This is a genomic window from Lentzea miocenica (assembly GCF_033949945.1).
In the GTDB taxonomy this organism is placed as follows: domain Bacteria; phylum Actinomycetota; class Actinomycetes; order Mycobacteriales; family Pseudonocardiaceae; genus Lentzea; species Lentzea miocenica.
Genome location: NZ_JAXAVW010000035.1, coordinates 106,632 through 123,143, shown reverse-complemented (window position 1 = coordinate 123,143; position 16,512 = coordinate 106,632). Strand labels below are relative to the sequence as shown.

Annotated in this window: 16 protein-coding genes; 3 read left to right on the top strand and 13 right to left on the bottom strand. The window is 68.0% G+C overall.

The window, feature by feature from the left end; all coding sequences use genetic code 11:
* Positions 1-148 precede the first annotated feature (148 nt).
* Genes SK803_RS35390 through SK803_RS35375 form a run of 4 tightly spaced genes read right to left on the bottom strand, consistent with a single transcriptional unit; the run spans position 149 to position 4,670 of the window.
* Positions 149-784 carry an alpha/beta fold hydrolase gene (locus SK803_RS35390; RefSeq protein ID WP_319970545.1) on the bottom strand — a complete coding sequence of 212 codons (636 nt, stop codon included), beginning with the start codon at positions 782-784 and terminating at the stop codon, positions 149-151.
* 9 nt (positions 785-793) lie between these two features.
* The gene (locus SK803_RS35385) at positions 794-3,427 is read right to left on the bottom strand and encodes an FtsX-like permease family protein (protein ID WP_319970544.1); all 2,634 of its coding nucleotides are present in this window, start codon (positions 3,425-3,427) and stop codon (positions 794-796) included.
* Positions 3,424-4,128 (bottom strand): ABC transporter ATP-binding protein, encoded by a 705-nt coding sequence (locus SK803_RS35380; RefSeq protein ID WP_319970543.1) that lies wholly within the window; start codon positions 4,126-4,128, stop codon positions 3,424-3,426. Before SK803_RS35380 ends, SK803_RS35385 begins: the two co-directional genes overlap by 4 nt.
* Complete coding sequence (locus SK803_RS35375) at positions 4,125-4,670, bottom strand: PadR family transcriptional regulator (RefSeq protein WP_319970542.1); 546 nt, start codon at positions 4,668-4,670, stop codon at positions 4,125-4,127. The genes SK803_RS35380 and SK803_RS35375 overlap by 4 nt, the downstream gene beginning before the upstream one ends.
* Before the next feature lie 118 nt (positions 4,671-4,788).
* Between SK803_RS35375 and SK803_RS35370 the strand changes: the two genes are divergently transcribed.
* Positions 4,789-5,430, top strand: a complete 642-nt coding sequence (locus tag SK803_RS35370; RefSeq protein ID WP_319970541.1) for a GNAT family N-acetyltransferase — start codon at positions 4,789-4,791, stop codon at positions 5,428-5,430.
* On the opposite strand, the gene SK803_RS35365 is transcribed toward SK803_RS35370, so the two are convergent.
* Positions 5,427-6,035, bottom strand: a complete 609-nt coding sequence (locus SK803_RS35365; protein WP_319970540.1) for a maleylpyruvate isomerase family mycothiol-dependent enzyme — start codon at positions 6,033-6,035, stop codon at positions 5,427-5,429. The genes SK803_RS35370 and SK803_RS35365 overlap by 4 nt on opposite strands.
* A gap of 77 nt (positions 6,036-6,112) precedes the next feature.
* Here SK803_RS35365 and SK803_RS35360 point away from each other — a divergent pair, with 77 nt between their 5' ends.
* A complete protein-coding gene (locus SK803_RS35360; protein ID WP_319970539.1) occupies positions 6,113-6,532 on the top strand; it encodes a MarR family winged helix-turn-helix transcriptional regulator in 420 nt (139 codons plus the stop codon).
* Between the two features lie 5 nt (positions 6,533-6,537).
* Complete coding sequence (locus SK803_RS35355) at positions 6,538-7,365, top strand: aminoglycoside phosphotransferase family protein (RefSeq protein ID WP_319970538.1); 828 nt, start codon at positions 6,538-6,540, stop codon at positions 7,363-7,365.
* A gap of 205 nt (positions 7,366-7,570) precedes the next feature.
* On the opposite strand, the gene SK803_RS35350 is transcribed toward SK803_RS35355, so the two are convergent.
* The 8 genes from SK803_RS35350 to SK803_RS35315 all read right to left on the bottom strand — a co-directional run bounded on the left by SK803_RS35350 (position 7,571) and on the right by SK803_RS35315 (position 16,443).
* Entirely contained in the window at positions 7,571-9,091 is a 1,521-nt protein-coding gene (locus tag SK803_RS35350; RefSeq protein WP_319970537.1) for a glycerol-3-phosphate dehydrogenase/oxidase, read from the bottom strand.
* Positions 9,084-10,562 (bottom strand): glycerol kinase GlpK, encoded by a 1,479-nt coding sequence (gene glpK / locus SK803_RS35345; RefSeq protein ID WP_406601629.1) that lies wholly within the window; start codon positions 10,560-10,562, stop codon positions 9,084-9,086. Before glpK ends, SK803_RS35350 begins: the two co-directional genes overlap by 8 nt.
* A gap of 44 nt (positions 10,563-10,606) precedes the next feature.
* Entirely contained in the window at positions 10,607-11,362 is a 756-nt protein-coding gene (locus SK803_RS35340) for an IclR family transcriptional regulator (protein ID WP_319970535.1), read from the bottom strand.
* A gap of 41 nt (positions 11,363-11,403) precedes the next feature.
* Positions 11,404-11,931, bottom strand: coding sequence for a dCTP deaminase (gene dcd, locus SK803_RS35335; RefSeq protein ID WP_319970534.1), 528 nt, complete (start codon positions 11,929-11,931; stop codon positions 11,404-11,406).
* 25 nt (positions 11,932-11,956) lie between these two features.
* Positions 11,957-12,472: a dCTP deaminase gene (locus SK803_RS35330; protein ID WP_319970533.1), complete on the bottom strand. Its 516-nt coding sequence runs from the start codon at positions 12,470-12,472 to the stop codon at positions 11,957-11,959.
* Positions 12,469-13,038, bottom strand: a complete 570-nt coding sequence (locus SK803_RS35325) for a hypothetical protein (RefSeq protein ID WP_319970532.1) — start codon at positions 13,036-13,038, stop codon at positions 12,469-12,471. The genes SK803_RS35330 and SK803_RS35325 overlap by 4 nt, the downstream gene beginning before the upstream one ends.
* Positions 13,031-15,010 (bottom strand): TIR domain-containing protein, encoded by a 1,980-nt coding sequence (locus SK803_RS35320; RefSeq protein ID WP_319970531.1) that lies wholly within the window; start codon positions 15,008-15,010, stop codon positions 13,031-13,033. The genes SK803_RS35325 and SK803_RS35320 overlap by 8 nt, the downstream gene beginning before the upstream one ends.
* 68 nt (positions 15,011-15,078) lie before the next feature.
* Entirely contained in the window at positions 15,079-16,443 is a 1,365-nt protein-coding gene (locus tag SK803_RS35315) for a bifunctional phosphatase PAP2/diacylglycerol kinase family protein (protein WP_319970548.1), read from the bottom strand.
* Positions 16,444-16,512: the final 69 nt, after the last annotated feature.

Below are 16,512 nucleotides of genomic sequence, written 5' to 3'. Positions count from 1 at the left end.
GGGCGCCTCGGCTTCGCCATTGGGTCGCCTCGCCTGCGGCTTCGGGCTTGAGTGCTGGTCTTTGGCTGCCGTCGTGAGTTTCCGATCTTGTCGGTGTCGCCTTGTACCTTGGGACGCGGGGGATTCGATTCGAGGGGGTACCCCTGCGTCAGCGTGCGTAGTGGGCCAGTAGCTCTGCCAGTTCGTTGGGCTTGCTCAGTTGTGCGCAGTGGCCCGCTGCCAGTTCTACCGGTTCCACTCCTGGTAGGCGGTCGGCCACCACTCCTCGCATGAACTCCGGTGTGAAGAACCTGTCCTCGGTGCACAGGATGAAGTGCGTCGGCACGTCGGGCATGGCGGTTAGTGGCCAGGGCTTGGCCATGGCGGTCTCCGATACGCCGCGTTCCCGCTTCTGTGACTCTTCGGCCAGGTCTGCTGGGACGTCGTGCCAGAACTGGTCTTCCAGGCCGCTGTCCGTGTAGCCCGCGTTCTCCCACCAGGCGCCTGGCGTTTCGCCTGGTTTGGGGAGCATCGCGGTTACCAGGACCAGTGCTGAGGCGTTGACTTGTTGGGCTACCAAGGGAGCGGTGAAGCCGCCGAACGAGTGGCCCACTACCACTACGTCCGAAGTGGACGGGAGGGCGTTCACCACTGTGGACGCCCAGTCCGTCAGGTCCTTCGACTCGTCTTCGGTGGGGAGGTCTGGGGCGATTGTGGTGTGGCCCTTGGCTTCTAGAGCTGCCGCTACCAGGTGCCACGACCAGCCCACGTCGCCTGCTCCGTGCACAATCGCGAAGGTTGTCACCCGCGCAGCCTATTCGCGGCGTTCGATCGGCAGGCGGGAACGGGTGAAGAGGGCCGCGCCCAGCATTGCCACCGCTGGGATTACCAGCAGGGGGACCAGGATGTTCTGCCAGGGGACTGTCAGCGGGTTCAGGGGTGGTTGGGGCCATTGGCTGGCGTAGCCGACGTTCAGGGCTGCCAGCAGGGCCAGGGCTGAGCCGACGCCTGCTGCTGTGCCCAGGAGGCCGCCTGTGCCTGCGATTACTCCTGCTTGGCTCAGTGACAGGAGTTTGCGGAGGGTCGGGGTGGCGCCCACTGCGGCGAGGGTGGTGAGGTCGCGGCGGCCGTCGGCTGCTGCCAGGCCGGTGGCCAGGGCGGCTGCCGCCAGCGTGATGATGCCTGCTACCAGGGCGAGGATGCTCAGGGAGCGTTGTACTTCGGATTCGGTTGGGCGGTCTACGTTCACCTCGTACTGGCCGCCGCTCAGGGCTGCGGTCAGGGCGTCTTCCTCGGCTTGGGTGGGCATGCGCGTTGTGGTGGCGAAGATGGTGAAGGCGGCCACCTCGTAGCCGAGGGTTCGGGCGGTTTCCTCGGTCATCATGGCCAGTGGGGCCGAGTTTTGACCTACGGCGTGGGCTGGGGCAGGTGTTGTGGTGGCTTGCACGCCGGTGGCGATGAGGAGTTGGCCGTTGGCGACCAGGTTGGGGTCGTTGACGACCACCTTGCCTTCGCGCAGGGCGGCCTGGGTGGGGGCGATGTCCTGTGGTGGCAGGTTGAAGAGGGTGGCGGCGGCGTCCGGGGTGGCCACTACCAGAAAGCCTTTCGGGGTGGTGATGGTGCCGAAGTAGCGGTGGGGGCGGCCCGTGTTGTCGCAGCGGCGGTCTTGGAGGGCCGCTTGTTCTTCGGACTTGGTGGGTTCGCGGTTGATCACGTCCAGGGAGTACGGGCACTCGCGGTCTTGTGGCGGGCGGACGTGGGCGAAGCACGGGCCGCCGTCGCACGAGAGGAGTTTGATCTCGTGGGCTTCGGCTACCGGCATGGTGTTGCGGATGGCGGTGGTCACCGAAGGCGGGATCGAGGTGTCGGCCTTGGCCAGGTCGTTCAGGCGGTGGACGTTCACGTCTCCCATGGTGCCCGCGAGCTGGGTTTCTTCTTGTGCTGCTTGGGAGGTCAGCATCACGCTGACGGCCACCGCGCCGATCACGGCTGTCATCACGGCCGAGATGGCCGGGGCGGCGGCGGTGCGGTTGCGGGAGGCGTCGCGCAGGGCGATGCGGAGGGCCACCGGGAGCCAGCGGCCGGCTTTCGCCAGCAGGCCGAGTAGCGCTGGGGTGCAGAGGATCAGGCCGATCTCGGTGAGGATCAGGGCGATGAGGATGCCGGCGATCTCCATCCGGATCGCGGTGAAGACGCCGGTTGCGACGCCTGCCGCGATGAGGATCAGGCCGAGGGCCAGCCAGCGGCGGCGGGAGCGGGTGATGCCGCGGCGGCCGGCCAGGGCGGTCACCACGTCCTGGCGGGAGGAGATCCATGCTGGTACTAGGGCTGCCAGCAGGCCGGTGACGACGGCGAGCAGGGCCAGGGCCAGCAGGGCGGTGGGGTAGAAGCGTTGGGCGCCATAGCGTTCTTCGATGGCGGTCTCGATCAGCGGGCGGCACAGGATGGCGGTGAGCGTGCCGAGTGCCACGCCTCCCAGGGCGGAAAGAGCGCCGAGGACCACGCCGTCGGCCAGGACTATGCGGCGGACGTGGGACGGGGCGCCGCCCACCGCGGCCACGAGGGCCAGGTCGCGTTTGCGGCGGCGGGCTCCTACGGCCAGGGCGGAGCCTGCCAGCAGGGCCATTTCCAGCACGGCCAGGCCCGCGATGAGCATCAGGAACTCGGTGCGCAGTTGGTTGCCGCGGTCGAGTTGGGGGTAGTGCTCGGTGGCGGGTGGCGGGTCGCGCAGGACGGTGCGGGACATCGCGACGATGCCGAGTTTGTTGAGCTCCTTGACCTTCGCCCAGGTGAGCGGAGTGGTCACGAGCCACATCTGGCCGGCGTTGGCGAACGTGCCCGGCAGGGCGACGACCGTGGTGCTCTCCAGGGCGCCGGGTTCTTCGACGAGGCCTACGACGGTGAGGGTGCGCCCGTCCTCGGTGGTGATCGTGCCGCCGATCTTGGCTCCGGTGCGGTCCATCGCCTTGCGGGACAACGCTACTTCGGTGGTGCTGGTGGCCGCGCGGCCCTCCAGGACGGTGACGGTGCCCTGGGTCAGCGGGTTGGTGAGGTCGAGCATGCGGGCTTCGGCGCGGCCCAGGCCCGCGGTGGTGCGGATGGTGATGCCGGTGCGCTGGACGGACAGCAGCTGGGAGCCGGGCAGGAGGGCTTGCAGGCGTTCCTGTGACGGTTCTGGGCCCTCGCCCTTGCCGGCCGGGACACCGAGGAGCTGGTCGGGTTGCTGGACGACCGGGGCGTTGCTGGGCCATCTGACCAGCGCCTCGGCGGTGCCCATGTGGCGGGAGGCGTCCTCGTCGGGGGTCAGTTCGGTCGAGTCGTAGACGATTGCCGCGAACGACAGCGCGGCCACCGGGATCAGGATCAGGGCTACGACGAGGGCGGAGCGGCCGCGGGACCTGCGGGCCTCGCGCCAGGCGATGCGCAGTGCCGCGCGCCATCCGGTCACGGGGTGCTCAGCAGTTCTTCTGGCTGGTCGCGGGTCGAGACGTCGACGACCACGCCGTCGCGCAGGAAGATCACGCGGTCGGCCCAGGCGGCGTGACGGGCGTCGTGCGTGACGAGGACGGCGGCGGCCCCGGCGTCCACTTTGGACCGCAGGAGGCGCAGGACGGTCTCGCCGGTGCGGGAGTCGAGGGCGCCGGTCGGTTCGTCGGCGAGGACCAGGCGGCGTTCGCCGATCAGGGCGCGGGCGATGGCGACGCGTTGCTGCTGGCCGCCGGACATCTCGTCGGGGAAGCGGTCCGCGTAGCCGTCGAGGTCCACTTCGGACAGTGCCTGCTCGGCCAGCCGGCGCGATTTGCGGACGCCGTCGAGGTCGAGGGGGAGTGCGACGTTCTCGGCGGCGGTGAGGCTCGCGATGAGGTTGAGGTCCTGGAAGACGTAGCCGATGCGCTTGCGGCGCCAGGCGGCGAGTTGCTTGCGGGACAGGGACTGCAGGCTGGTGCCGTCGACCAGGACCTGGCCGCTGGTCGGGCTGTCGAGGCCGCCGGCGAGGTTCAGCAGCGTCGACTTGCCGGAGCCGGACGGGCCCATCACGGCGACGAGCTCGCCGGGGTCGACGGTGAGCGCGACGCCGTTGAGGGCGTTGACCGCGGTCTCTCCGGCGCCGTGGACACGGTGCACGTCGCGCAGTTCGAGGACGGTCATCGCGGCACCTCGACATCGGTCGTCTCGGGGACGGCCTTGGGTTCGTAGCGCAGCAGGCTCGCCTCGCAGTGGTCGAGCCAGCGCAGTTCGGCCTCGGCCTGGAAGATCATCGCGTCGAGCACGAGCAGCCACGGCAGGTCGCCGGGCTGGGTCTTGAGCCTCGTGTACTCCTGCAACGTGCGCATCGTGGCCGTGCGCTGGGTCATCACGACCTTGGCGACGTCGACGCCCGGTGTGGTGATGGCGAGGGCGAGCTTGATCGCCACCTCGTCGCGCGGCCGGTCGCCGCGCCGCACCGGCGACGCGAACCACTTCTTGAGCTCGGTGCGGCCCTGCGCGGTGATCTCGTAGGGGCGCTGCCCCTCGTTCTCGGGCAGCGCCTCGACCAAATCGTCACGCTCCAGGCGTGCCAACGTCGTGTAGACCTGCCCGATGTTCAACGGCCACGTGCCGCCGGTGGCTGAATCGAACGCCGCCCGCAGCTGGTAGCCGTACATGGGCCCGCGCTCCAGCAGAGCGAGCAGACCGTGTTTGACCGACATACCTACCGAGTATGCATACTGAGTATGTTCCTGGCAAACGGTGACGGCGAAACATGCGTGCGAGCAGGCCGGACATCGGGAACCCTGGACGGTGCCGGAGACGTCCGGCTGAAGTGGTTTGGGGGACGACGTGGTCGACGCCGCACGGGGTCGAGCTGGAGGGCTGAGCCTGCTGGGAGCATCGGGCGGCCCAGCGGTACCGCGGGCGCTGGTGCCGCCCGCGGAGATCCGGGACTACGAGACGGCGGACGGGGCGTCCTGGCTGCGCTGCCGGGTGCTGGCATTCGTCACGACGAGCAGCTACGACGACGTCTGGCAGGCCAAGCGCCGCGCCGATCTCGAACTCGTCGCGATCGAGGACGGCATCGTGGTCGGCGCGCTGGACGTGTCGGTGCCGGGGCCAGAGGCGTCCATCGGCACCGTCTTCGTGCACCCGGACCGCCAGGGCCGGGGGATCGCTACGGCGTTGCTGGGCGAAGCGCTGCGCCGGTTGGAACGGTGCCGAGTGCGCGCGCTCGATGCGTGGACTCGTGAGGACGAACAGGCGTTGGGCTGGTTCGCGCGCAACGACTTCCTGGAAACGACACGCTATCTGCACGTGTACGCCTCACCGGACGAAGTGGGCACAGTGCTGAACGCCAAATACGGCCTGACGCCGGTCGGAGCGTTCCTGCACGCCAGAATCGAGCGGGAAACCGAGCTGCGCCAACGGTTCGAGCGCGTCCACGTGTGCCGGCGGCTGGTCCGCGTGCTCGGTTAGACGCGCAGGCCGGTAAGCCGCGGGATGGTGGCGGAGCGCCCGGCGAGCAGCATCACCAGGGCCTCGATCGGGCCGCTGACCTCGGTGCCCTCGCCCGCGGACCAGTCGGCGTCGGTGGCGACGAGCCGATGTCCGGCCAGCCGGCGGCGCGCGTGGAACGGGAAGCCGATCCGCCAGAGGTCGTCCGCGGCGACGACGGCGGCGTCGATCGGCATGTGGCGTTCGATGCCGAGCGGCAGGGCGATGTCCTGCGAGTGGACCATGATGTCCATCAGCGCGTTCTTGAGCGACTGGCCGGGCGCGAGCTTGTGGTACCCGACGGCGCCGCGCAGTTCCGCGACGAGCTCGGCGGTCGGTCTGCGGGCCTCCTCGCGCGCGGTCCGGTCGACCATGCGGTTGAAGCTGCCGCGGGCTTTGACGAACTCCTTGAACGCCGTACCCATGCTGACGCGGCGGGCCATCGAGATGTGGGCGGCGACCTCGCGCACCGTCCAGCCCTCGCACAGCGACGGGTAGGTCCACTCCACGTCCGAGAGCCCGGCGAGCAGATCCGCGGTCGCCGCGCGCTCGGTGTCGATCGTCTGCCAAATCTGGGTGTCGTCCATGGCCGTCCTCCTCTTATTTTAGTTCGAGAGACTGACTACTTTAATCAGAGGATCTGACTAAAACAAGGGGCGCGAGAGTGAACATCGGTCTGCTGCTCTTCATTCCGAACCGCTACGTGGAGAACCGCATGCTGGCCGCCGTCGTCAACGCGGGCTTCGAGGTGACGCAGGCGCAGGCGCGGGTGCTCATGCGTGTCGGCCCGCAGGGTTCGCGGCTCACCGAGCTCGCGGAGGCGGCCCAGGTGACGAAGCAGACCGCCGGGTTTCTGGTGGACCAGCTGGAGCAGGCCGGCTACCTGGAACGGGTCCCCGACCCGTCCGACGGCAGGGCGCGGCTGGTGCGCGTGACGCGGAAGGCGATGGCCGCGGTGCCCATCGCGAACGAGGAGATGGCCAGGATGGAGGAGGAATGGGAACAGCACATCGGCAAGCGCCGCATGACGCAGCTGCGCGAGGCGCTGGAGATGCTCGGCGAGATCACCGATCCCTACCGCTGACCCGCGTGGTCCCGGTGGACTTCCGGCCGGTCGCCGTGACGACGGCGGCGGTCTACCGGGTGGTGTCCGCGCGCTCGTCGGTGTTCGTGAAGGTCCTGCGCCGGCCGGACCTCCCGGCGGAGCTGGCCGACGTGGTCGGCGACTTCCCGTGGCGCGACGAAGCGGAGTTCCTGTTGTCGGACTTCGCGCTGCCGCCCGGTTTCCGGCGGCCGCGGGTGGTGCGGGTGGACGACCTCGGCGACCGGATCGCGCTGTGGCTCGAGGACGTGCGCTGCGCGGACGTGGAGTGGGACCCGCCGCGGTTCCGGCGGGCCGCGCTGGGGCTCGGCCGGTGGGCCGGGCGCAGGTTCGGTGGCGCGCCGGGCAGGGCGTTGCGGGTGCTGTACGAGGGACGGCTGGTCAGAGACGCCTTCCTGCGTCCGGACTGCTCGCGGCTGGCCGACCGGACACCGGACCTGTTGGCGAGGCTCGAAGCCTTGCCGCAGGCGATCGGGCACAACGACGCGTGCCCGCAGAACCTGCTGGTCCCCGCCGACGACCCGGAGTCGTTCGTGGTGATCGACGTGACCTGGCAGTGCCCGTCGCCGGTGGGCACCGACCTGGCGCAGCTCCTCGTCGGGCTGGCGCAGGCGGGGCGGATGGCGGTCGACGACCTGCCCCCGATCCGGGAGCAGATCATCGACGCCTATCTGGAAGGGCTCCGTCTCGAACACCGCTCGGTGTCACGGGAGGAGGTCGTACTGGGTTGCGACGGAACGCTGGCGTTGCGCAGCGCGTTCCACTCGGAGTCCGAACTGGCCGAGTACCTGGTCGAACTCGGGATGGCGTGTTAGTCGCGGATGTCGTTCCTGATCCGGTTGACGCCGCCGACGAGATTCGGCCCACGCCGGTGCGGCGCTCGCCGGCAGTTGTCCGAGGCCCAGACCTATGACCGCCAAGCTCGCCGCGGCTGCTTTCACCCTCTGATCGCCATGTCATCCCCTTCAGCACGGTTGTGCGCCAAGGGGATGACACGCGTCAGTGATCCAGCTCGTTGCCTCAGGAAGCGAGCAGCTCCGACACCCTCGTGCGCACCTCGGGCGAGTCGAGGCCGCGGACCATCACGGTGGTGCGGCGGCGCAGCACGTCGTCCACTTCGGACGCCCACTCGGTGCGGCGGGCGTGCTCGACCTGCGCCCAGATGTCCGGGCCGTCCGGGTGGACGCGCTCCAGCAGCGCCGGGTTGTCCAGGCCGAGGGCGACGACCTCGTGCGACGTCGTGCCGTAGTGCGTGGCCAGGTGACGCACCACGTCGTCGGGCAGGGCGCTCCAGGCGTGACCGAGCACGGAACCCACGGTGTCGGGCTGGGCGGAGCCGGGCAGCGCGACGCCGTCCAGCGGGCCGTCGAACGTGCGGCCGAGCTCGGAGTTCACCCGCGCCAGGACGGTGGCGCCGATCTTGCGGAACGTCGTCCACTTGCCACCGGCCACGCTGATCATGCCGCCGGAACCCGCGGTGATCACGGTCTCGCGTTTGGCGTGCGAGGTGTCGCCGGGGCCGCCGGGCAGCACTCGCAGGCCGGCGAACGTGTAGGCGAGGTTCTTCTTGTCGAGCCCGGTGACGGCGACGCCCGCCTCGGACATGATCTGGTCGACGTCAGCGTCGGTGCACGACACCGCGGCCGGGTCGCCCTCGTACGCCTCGTCAGTGGTGCCGAGGAGGAGGTGGCCCTCCCACGGGATCGCGAACGACACGCGCACGTCGTCAACGGGGATGGTCAGCGCGGCCTTCCACTCCGACGACGTCCGCATCACCAGGTGCGAGCCCTTCGACAGGCGGATCGACGGGTCCGCGGCGGGATCCTCCATGCGCCGCAGCACGTCGAGCCACGGGCCGGTCGCGTTGACGACGACTTTGGCGTTCACGCCGAACTCGCCCAGGGAGTCGCGCAGGTCGACGCCGGTCACCTTCGCGCCGGTCTTGCGCAGGCCCACGACCGAGATGTGGTTGAGCAGCACGGCGCCGGCCTCGGCGGCGGCGCGCGCGGCGGTGATCGCCACGCGGCTGTCGTTCATCTGGTGGTCGTAGTACATCGCGGCACCGCGCAGACCGTCGGCGCGCAGGTCAGGCACCCACTCCACAGCCCTGCGCGCCGACAGCACCTTCCCCATGCCGTCGCCGAAGCCCGACAGCGCGGAGTACAACGTGACGCCCGCGCCCAGCACGAACCGGCTGTGCGGGCCGCCCTTGTAGACGGGGACGAGGAACGGCAGCGGGCGCACCAGGTGCGGAGCGAGGTGGTCGCCCAGCGCGCGGCGTTCCTTGTGGTTCTCGTGCACCATCGGCACGGCAGACGGGCCCATCGCGAGGTAGCGCAGGCCGCCGTGGACCAGCTTCGACGACGCGGACGAGGTGGCGCCCGCGAAGTCACCGCTCTCCACCAGTGCGACCCGCAGCCCCGACCGCGCCGCGGCCCACGTGGTCGCGATGCCCAGGATGCCGCCGCCGATCACGACGACGTCGAACTCGCCGTGCTGAAGCTCTTCACGGGCGCGTGCCCGCTGGTTCAGGTCAGTCATCGTCCTCGTCCATCCACCCGACGGTCCGCTCGACCGCCTTCTTCCACTTCCGGTAGCCGCGTGCTCGCGCCGCCGGTTCCATCGACGGCTCCCATTCGGCCGCCTTGTGCCAGTTCGCTTTCAGGGCGTCGGTGTCCGGCCAGTAGCCCACCGCCAGACCGGCCGCGTACGCCGCGCCGAGGCACGTCGTCTCCGCGACGATCGGGCGCACCACCGGCACGTCCAGGACGTCCGAGAGGAACTGCATGAGCAGGTTGTTCGCCGTCATACCGCCGTCGACCCGCAACGTCGTGAGGTCCACACCGGAGTCGGCGTTCATCGCGTCCACGACCTCGCGGGTCTGCCACGCCGAGGCCTCCAGCACGGCCCGTGCGAGGTGTCCGCGCGAGATGTAGCCCGTCAGTCCGGCGATCACGCCACGCGCGTCACTTCGCCAGTGCGGTGCGAAGAGTCCGGAGAACGCGGGCACGAAGTACGCACCGCCGTTGTCCTCCACGGTCCGTGCGAGCGTCTCGATCTCCGCGGCCGACGAGATCAGGCCGACCTTGTCGCGGAACCACTGCACCAGCGCGCCCGTCACCGCGACGGCGCCTTCCAGCGCGTACGCGGCGGGTTGGTCGCCGATCTTGTAGCCCACGGTGGTCAGCAGGCCGTTCTGCGAGTGCACGGGCTTGTCGCCCGTGTTGATCAGCAGGAACGCGCCCGTGCCGTACGTGCACTTGCCCTCGCCCGGTGCGAAGCAGGTCTGCCCGAACAGCGCGGCCTGCTGGTCACCCAGCGCCGACGCGACCGGGACGCCCTCGTGCGAGCCGTACACCTCGGAGGAGGACCGGATCTCGGGGAGCATCGCTCGGGGGACGTCCATCGCGGACACCAGCTCGGGGTCCCAGTCGAGGGTCTCCAGGTTCATCAGCATGGTGCGCGACGCGTTCGTCACGTCGGTGACGTGGCGGCCGGTCAGGTTCCAGATCAGCCAGGTGTCCATGGTGCCGAACAGGACCTCGCCGCGTTCGGCCCGCTCGCGCAGCCCGTCGACGTTGTCCAGCAGCCACCGGAGCTTCGGGCCGGAGAAGTAGGTCGCGAGGGGCAGGCCCGAGCGTTCGCGGAACCGGTCCTGGTCACCGAGCTGGTTGATCAACGCGTCGGTGCGCGTGTCCTGCCAGACGATCGCGTTGTGCACGGGCTCGCCGGTCGCTTTGTCCCACACGACCGTTGTCTCGCGCTGGTTCGTGATGCCGAACGCGGCGATGTCGGCGTAGGTCAGTGAGGCGTGTGCGAGGGCGTCGCGCACGACGGCCCGCACGTTCGCCCAGATCTCGGTCGCGTCGTGCTCCACCCAGCCCGGCTTGGGGAAGATCTGCCGGTGCTCGCGCTGTGCGACCGACACGATCCCGCCGGTCTGGTCGAACACGATGCACCGGGACGACGTCGTGCCCTGGTCGATCGCCGCGATGTAGCTCACCGTGCACACTCCTTTGTGCGGACCATTCGACAATGTCGAACGATTCCACACTACTACCAGGAGAGCCCGCCCAGCTCCCTCGAGACGCTGCGAGCTGCCTCACGTACGTAGGACACGAGTTCGAGCCGCGGCGGCTGATCGGGTGACTCGCACAGCCGCTCGACCGGCCCCGAGACGCCGACCGCGCCCACGACCACGCCGCGTTTGTCCCGGATCGGGGCGGCGACCGAAGCCTCGCCCTCCACGAGTTCGTGCAGGTCGTAGGCCCAGTCGCGGTCGCGGACCTCGTCCATCGCGGCCTGCAGCCCGTCGGCGTCGAGCGTGTGCCGGGTGAACCGCTGCAGGTCGCTGTCGGGCCACTCGCCGAACGCGACCAGCGCCTTGCCGAGAGCCGTCGCGTGCCACGGCAGGAGCGCGCCGGTGTCCAGCGTCTGCCGGCTGTTGTCCGGCCGGAACACGTGATGCACGACGAGCACGTGCTTGCCGTGCATCACCCCGATGCGCACCGCCTCACGTGCACGCATGGCCAACGTGTCCGACCAGTTCAACGCCTTGGCGCGCAGCTCGTTGCCGTCCAGGTAACTCGTGCCGATCTGGAACAACGCGGCGCCCAGCCGGTACTTGCCGCCCTCGACCTCCTGCTCGACGAAGCCGACCTCCTGCAGCGTCCGCAGAATGCCGTGCACCGTCGGTTTCGCCAGGTCGAGGGCACGGGCGATCTCGCCGACGCTCAGCTGGTGCGCGCCGCCGTGGGCGAGCAGCTTGAGCACCTCGGCCGCGCGCTGAATGGACTGAATAGGTCCGGGCACAACAGGCACTCTAGCTGCGAACGTTCGACAATGTCGAACAATCAAGCCTGGGCCTCGAAGTCCCGGAACGACTCGGAGCTGCGCGGGCCGGTCGCACCCTGGTACTTGCCGTCGTAGAGCTCGATCTCGCCCTCCGGCACCCAGAAGGTGACCTGGCCGATCCGCATGCCGGGGTAAACCACCAGGGGCTGCACCGCGTGGAACTGCAGCGTCCAGTTGTTGTGCGAACCGATGTCGATCAAGTCGGCCGTCATGTTCACGAACAGGCCGAGTCGTCCGAGTGAGGACTTCCCCCGGATGATGGGCACGTAGTGATCGCTGCCCATCCGCTCCACCGTGGATCCGAGGTAGACGCGATCCGGTGCCATTGTGAAGCCCGACTCGCCGATGGTGATCGTGTCGACCTTGTTGGGCAGCCGGGCGTCGAGTTCGAGGTCCTGGTAGACGAGCAGTTCGAAACCCAGCCGGAAGTCGTAGCTGTTCGGGTTGACCTGGTCTTCGTGGAACGGATCGATCTCGATCCTGCCCAGCCCCACCTGACGGGCGATCTCGCTGCCGGTAAGTATCACTGTGACCTCGTGAGCCGATGGGTGTTCAGGTCAAACTCGTCGGGAGAGCAGGCATCGGCGCCATGGCATCGCCGTACGCGCCACCGTACGCAGTCACGGTTCCTGAGGTTCGCCAGAAACTGACCTGGCCCAGCCGCATTCCGGCGTAGACGCGCAACGGCTGGACAACCGTGAGTTCAAGGGTCCACCGGTGGATCGCTCCCTGATGCCCGAGGTCGGCCGTGACCTGGACGAAGAGCCCGAGCCTGCCCATCGACGACCGGCCGATCAGGCTGGTCACGAAGGTGGTGCTGCCGATCACTTCGGCGGTGGTGGCGAGGTAGAGGCGTCCGGGTCGCAGCAGGTATCCCTCGTCGGGGATGCCAGTTGTCAGCCAGGGTGCGTTGGCTTTCGCGTCCAGAGTCTTCTGAGTGGTGAAGCGGATCTCCTCGCCGAGGGAGTAGTTGTAGCTGTTCGGGTTCAGCCGGCCCGCGTCGAACGGGGTGATCGTGATCTCTCCCGCCTCGACCGCCTTGGCGATGGCACTCCTGGTGAGAATCATGCCGGCATACCGTCCAGGAGGTCCCAGACCGCGGAGTCGAAAGCCTCCAGTGTCCCGTTGTTGTCGATGACCAGATCCGCGTCGGAAGCCCGGAATCCGGTCTCGGTGGTGTGGTTCGTCGCGCCCAGGGTCAGGTCGCCGCGCAGAACTCTCCGCCTCGCCGACGTCGCCGGATCCACGTCGATCATGACCAGTTGGAAGAGTTCCTGCCTGAGGTAGCCGAAGTCGGCGGGCCGGGCATCTGTGCACACGACGAGAGTTCTGCCCGTGTGTGGATGGCGCGAGCTGATTCTCTTCAGCTCCAGCAGGAAGTGCTCTTCCAGAACCGACGGGTTGATCTTGCGCAGGTGCGAGCCGAGGAAGTTCAGCAGTTCGCCGTCCTGAACGCTTTCGTCGTCGAGCGGCCTGCCGGCGATCTGGTAGACAGCGGCCTGCGCGCGGTACAGCGGGGTGGCCAGCGTGATCGTCTCGATCTCGTGGCCGCGATGGGCCGCCCAGCGCTGAGCGGACTGGGTGAACGTGCCTTTGCCCGCCCCCGGCAACCCTGTCAGGGCGATTCTAGTCATTGACGGCCGAACCCTTCGATTGCTGTGAAGCGTGCCGGTCCAACGCTGTGACCGCCGCTGTCACGGTCGCGCGGAGCTGGCTGTCCGACGCGTTCTCGAGAACCGTTCCGGTGAAGGGCGGTGAGTTCATCCCGAGCAGTGACCAGGGGATGTTTGCGACCTCGTGGTGGGGGTGGATCGACACCGGCACAACCGGATACGCACCTGGATCGGGAATTCTTCGGTCGTGCATCGTCCTGATTTCGTGCATTATGTTGCCGTTGAGCTGGTTGGAACAGCGTCCCTGGTAGGCGCGGGAAGCGATGATGATGCAGCAGTCCGTCTGCAGCACGCCGTCGATGCTGTTCTGCGCGGTGGTTCCGCCGATGCCCTGGTTCGGCTCCAGGATCACGTAGTAGCGGCGGCGTGCGTTGTGCAGTTCTTTTACTATCCGTTGTACGTGGGCGGTGTCGTCCACACAGTATGAGACAAAAATCGATGGCCCGGTGAATCCGCGCGAACTGCGGGTGTCGACCGGGATTCCTCCCCATTCGTTTCGTATCTTCGCGAGGAGCGCGGACCTGAGGCTTCGCGCGCGGTAGGCCTCCTTGATGGCGGCGAAGTCCCGGCCGCGGTCGTGCTGAGGGTAGAACATCAGCACGTCGCCCAGGATGGGCATCGTCACGCGAGGACTGCGGGCCACCTCGAAGTACGGTCCGTTCATGTCGTTGATCGCGGCGAGTTCGGGTTCCCCGGTCGGTGCGATGGTCTCGAACCGGATGCCGCTCGGTCTCGGTGTGCTTTCCTCGAACGCTTCGAAGAAGATCTCGTTCGGGATGGGTATCGTGGCGCTGTCCGCAGTGTCCGGCTCGTTGCTCTCCCGTAGCCAGCAGTGCGCGTATGCGCTGGAAGCGGTGGTGAACTCGCTCAGTGCGATGGACGTCCTCTTGTCCAGGCGTGTCTTGGACTGGCTGGTCTTGAAGCCGTTGATCTCAGCCTCCAGCAGCACGTCGTCGAGTTCGAGAAAGGACTCGAGCGTTACCTTCTTGGTGGCGAGGACCGATGAGTGGTGAAATGTCTCTGGTAGCTTTCGGACGCCGTCGAGAATGCTCCTGAGCAGCATCACGCGAAATCTGTTCTGTGGTGAGAAGTAGACGATCGAGTACAAGTGTGCACGAGTGGCGAGGAAATTTCCCAACGGGGCCGGGTCGGAACAGATCGGACCACTGTCGTCGTACGAGAGGATTGCCGAGATGACGTCCTGTGAGGTGCTGAGAACGCCGACTGTGTGATGGGCGTCCCGGTGCACGTAGTCGATCCGGTCAGCGTCGATCTCGCCGTCGAGCATGTGGCGAAACGGCAGGAACCTCGGTTTCCAGGCAGGGTCGGTCCAGCTCTCGGCGGAGATGAGGAACGCGATGAAGTCGATGTTGAGCGGTGCGAGAATTGTCTGGAGGTCCGTGTCGAGCACGCACCCCAGGTTGAAGACCGGCTTCGGCGGCCAGAGCGAGACGTCTTGGTCGATCTTGCCGCTCACCCATGCCCGGAGATCCTCGTCGGGGACGAAGTATCCTTCGGTCGCGTTCTGGTACGGCAGTTCGCCGATGTCCTGTAGGAGCGCAGCTACCAGCACGTGCTGATAGACGAATTCCGCGGTGACCGGTTTGGTGGGTTTGTACGCCTCTTCGTATTGTTTCAGCAAGCTCGTTCTGAATGCCGAATGAGCACCGCCTACCTGTTTCAACAGGTTTCGCATCACGTGCATGGTGCCGAGGGCGTGCGCGTAACGGCTGTGGTCCGCCGCGACATAGCTTTGGGAGGCGAAGCCGAGCTGTTTGATCCGGCGCAATCTCTGGATCGCCCGTGACTGGATCAACTGGGCGATGATCGGCGGACCGGGGGTGTGCAGGTCGGAGATGTCGATGAGACCGTGCACCGCATCGCGTATCGAGGACTCGGGCTGACCGGTGCCTCGATGCGGTGCATGGCTCATCAGGTCCCCCCGCCGCTTGGAGCTCGTCCAACTACGTGACCACGTCGTCGAGCCCGGCGCCAGTGCTGTTACGGGCGGTAGATGCCCAGGCCGGCCGCACGCGAACGGAACTTGAAGTGGTTGCCCCGCTCGCGCACCTCGCCGTCCGTCGCGATCGAGATGGGGGCGCCGTGGACCTCGACGTTCAACGAAGCCACTTCGAAGTGCTTGTACATGCGCGAGTGCTCTAAGGCTCCGAGCAGGGCGCCCAGGAAGAACCTGGTCCGCGAGAACTGCCGGTCCGCCCGCACGAACCGCACGTCGAGCAGCCCGTCGTCGAGCCGCGGGCGCATCGTCGGCGCGAAGCCCTTCGGCCGGTACGGCCCGTTGCCCACGAACAGCAGCCACACGAGGTGCTTGTCGCCGTCGATGGTCATCTTCAGCGGCTTGGCCCGTTGCAGCACCCGGAACAGCGCCATCGCCGCCGCCGGCCACTTGCCCCAGCGCTTCTCCAGCTTCTCGCGGATCCGCACCATGTCCGGGTAGCCGCCGAGGGACGCGGTGTTGATGAACCACTGGTCGTTGACCTGCGCTATGTCCACCCGGACGCCCACGCCGTCCGCGACCGCCTGTGCCGTGTCGTGCAGACCGGTGATGCCGACGTCACGCGCGAAGTGGTTCAACGTGCCGGAGGGGATGAGCACCAGCGGTAGGTCGCGCTCGACGGCTATGGCTGCCACGGCGGCCACGGTCCCGTCACCGCCGGCCACCCCCAGCGCCTTCGCGTCCGGCAGGTCGGAGAGCTCCTCGACCGAGACGATCTGCGCCTTCGGCCACTCCTCTGCGATCTGCGGCGTCGGATCCGGCCCGATCCCCGAGTACGGGTTCACCACCACGACCAGCCCGTCGCCCTCCTGCAACGACGTCAGGTCGGCGTGTTCGTAGGCCGAGGCGGGCTCGTTCAACCCGAGCGGCCACCAGCGGCGCGTAAGCAACGCGGCACCGACACCCGCCGCCGCGCCGGCCGCGACGTCGGTCGGCCAATGAACGCCCGTGTGAACGCGTGAATAGGCGACAGCGGCCGCGATCGGCGCCACCACCGCGGCCGCTTTGGGGGATTCCATGGCCACCGCCGTGGCGAAAGCGGCCGCTGACGCGGAGTGACCGGACGGGAATGACGACGACGTCGGCCGTTTGGACAGACGCCGCTCGACCGCGAGCAGATCCGCGGCGGGTCGCCGTCGCGGGAAAAGTGACTTGCCGACGAGGTTCGCGCTGGCAGAGGCCCCGGCGATGGCCGCGAGACCTCGCATCGCACCACGCCGGAACGGGCCTTTCCGGGTGGCCAGAATCGCCGCTATGACGAACCACAGCACGCTGTGGTTAGCGGCCTTGGAAAGTCTCTTGAAACCCCTGTCGAGCCTGCTCGGAGGCAGTCCGGCAGACGAGCTCATGAGCTTCTTGTCGAGAGCGCTGACCCGTTTCCACACCCCTCCGACACTAAACCGCAACCGGCGTGCCGC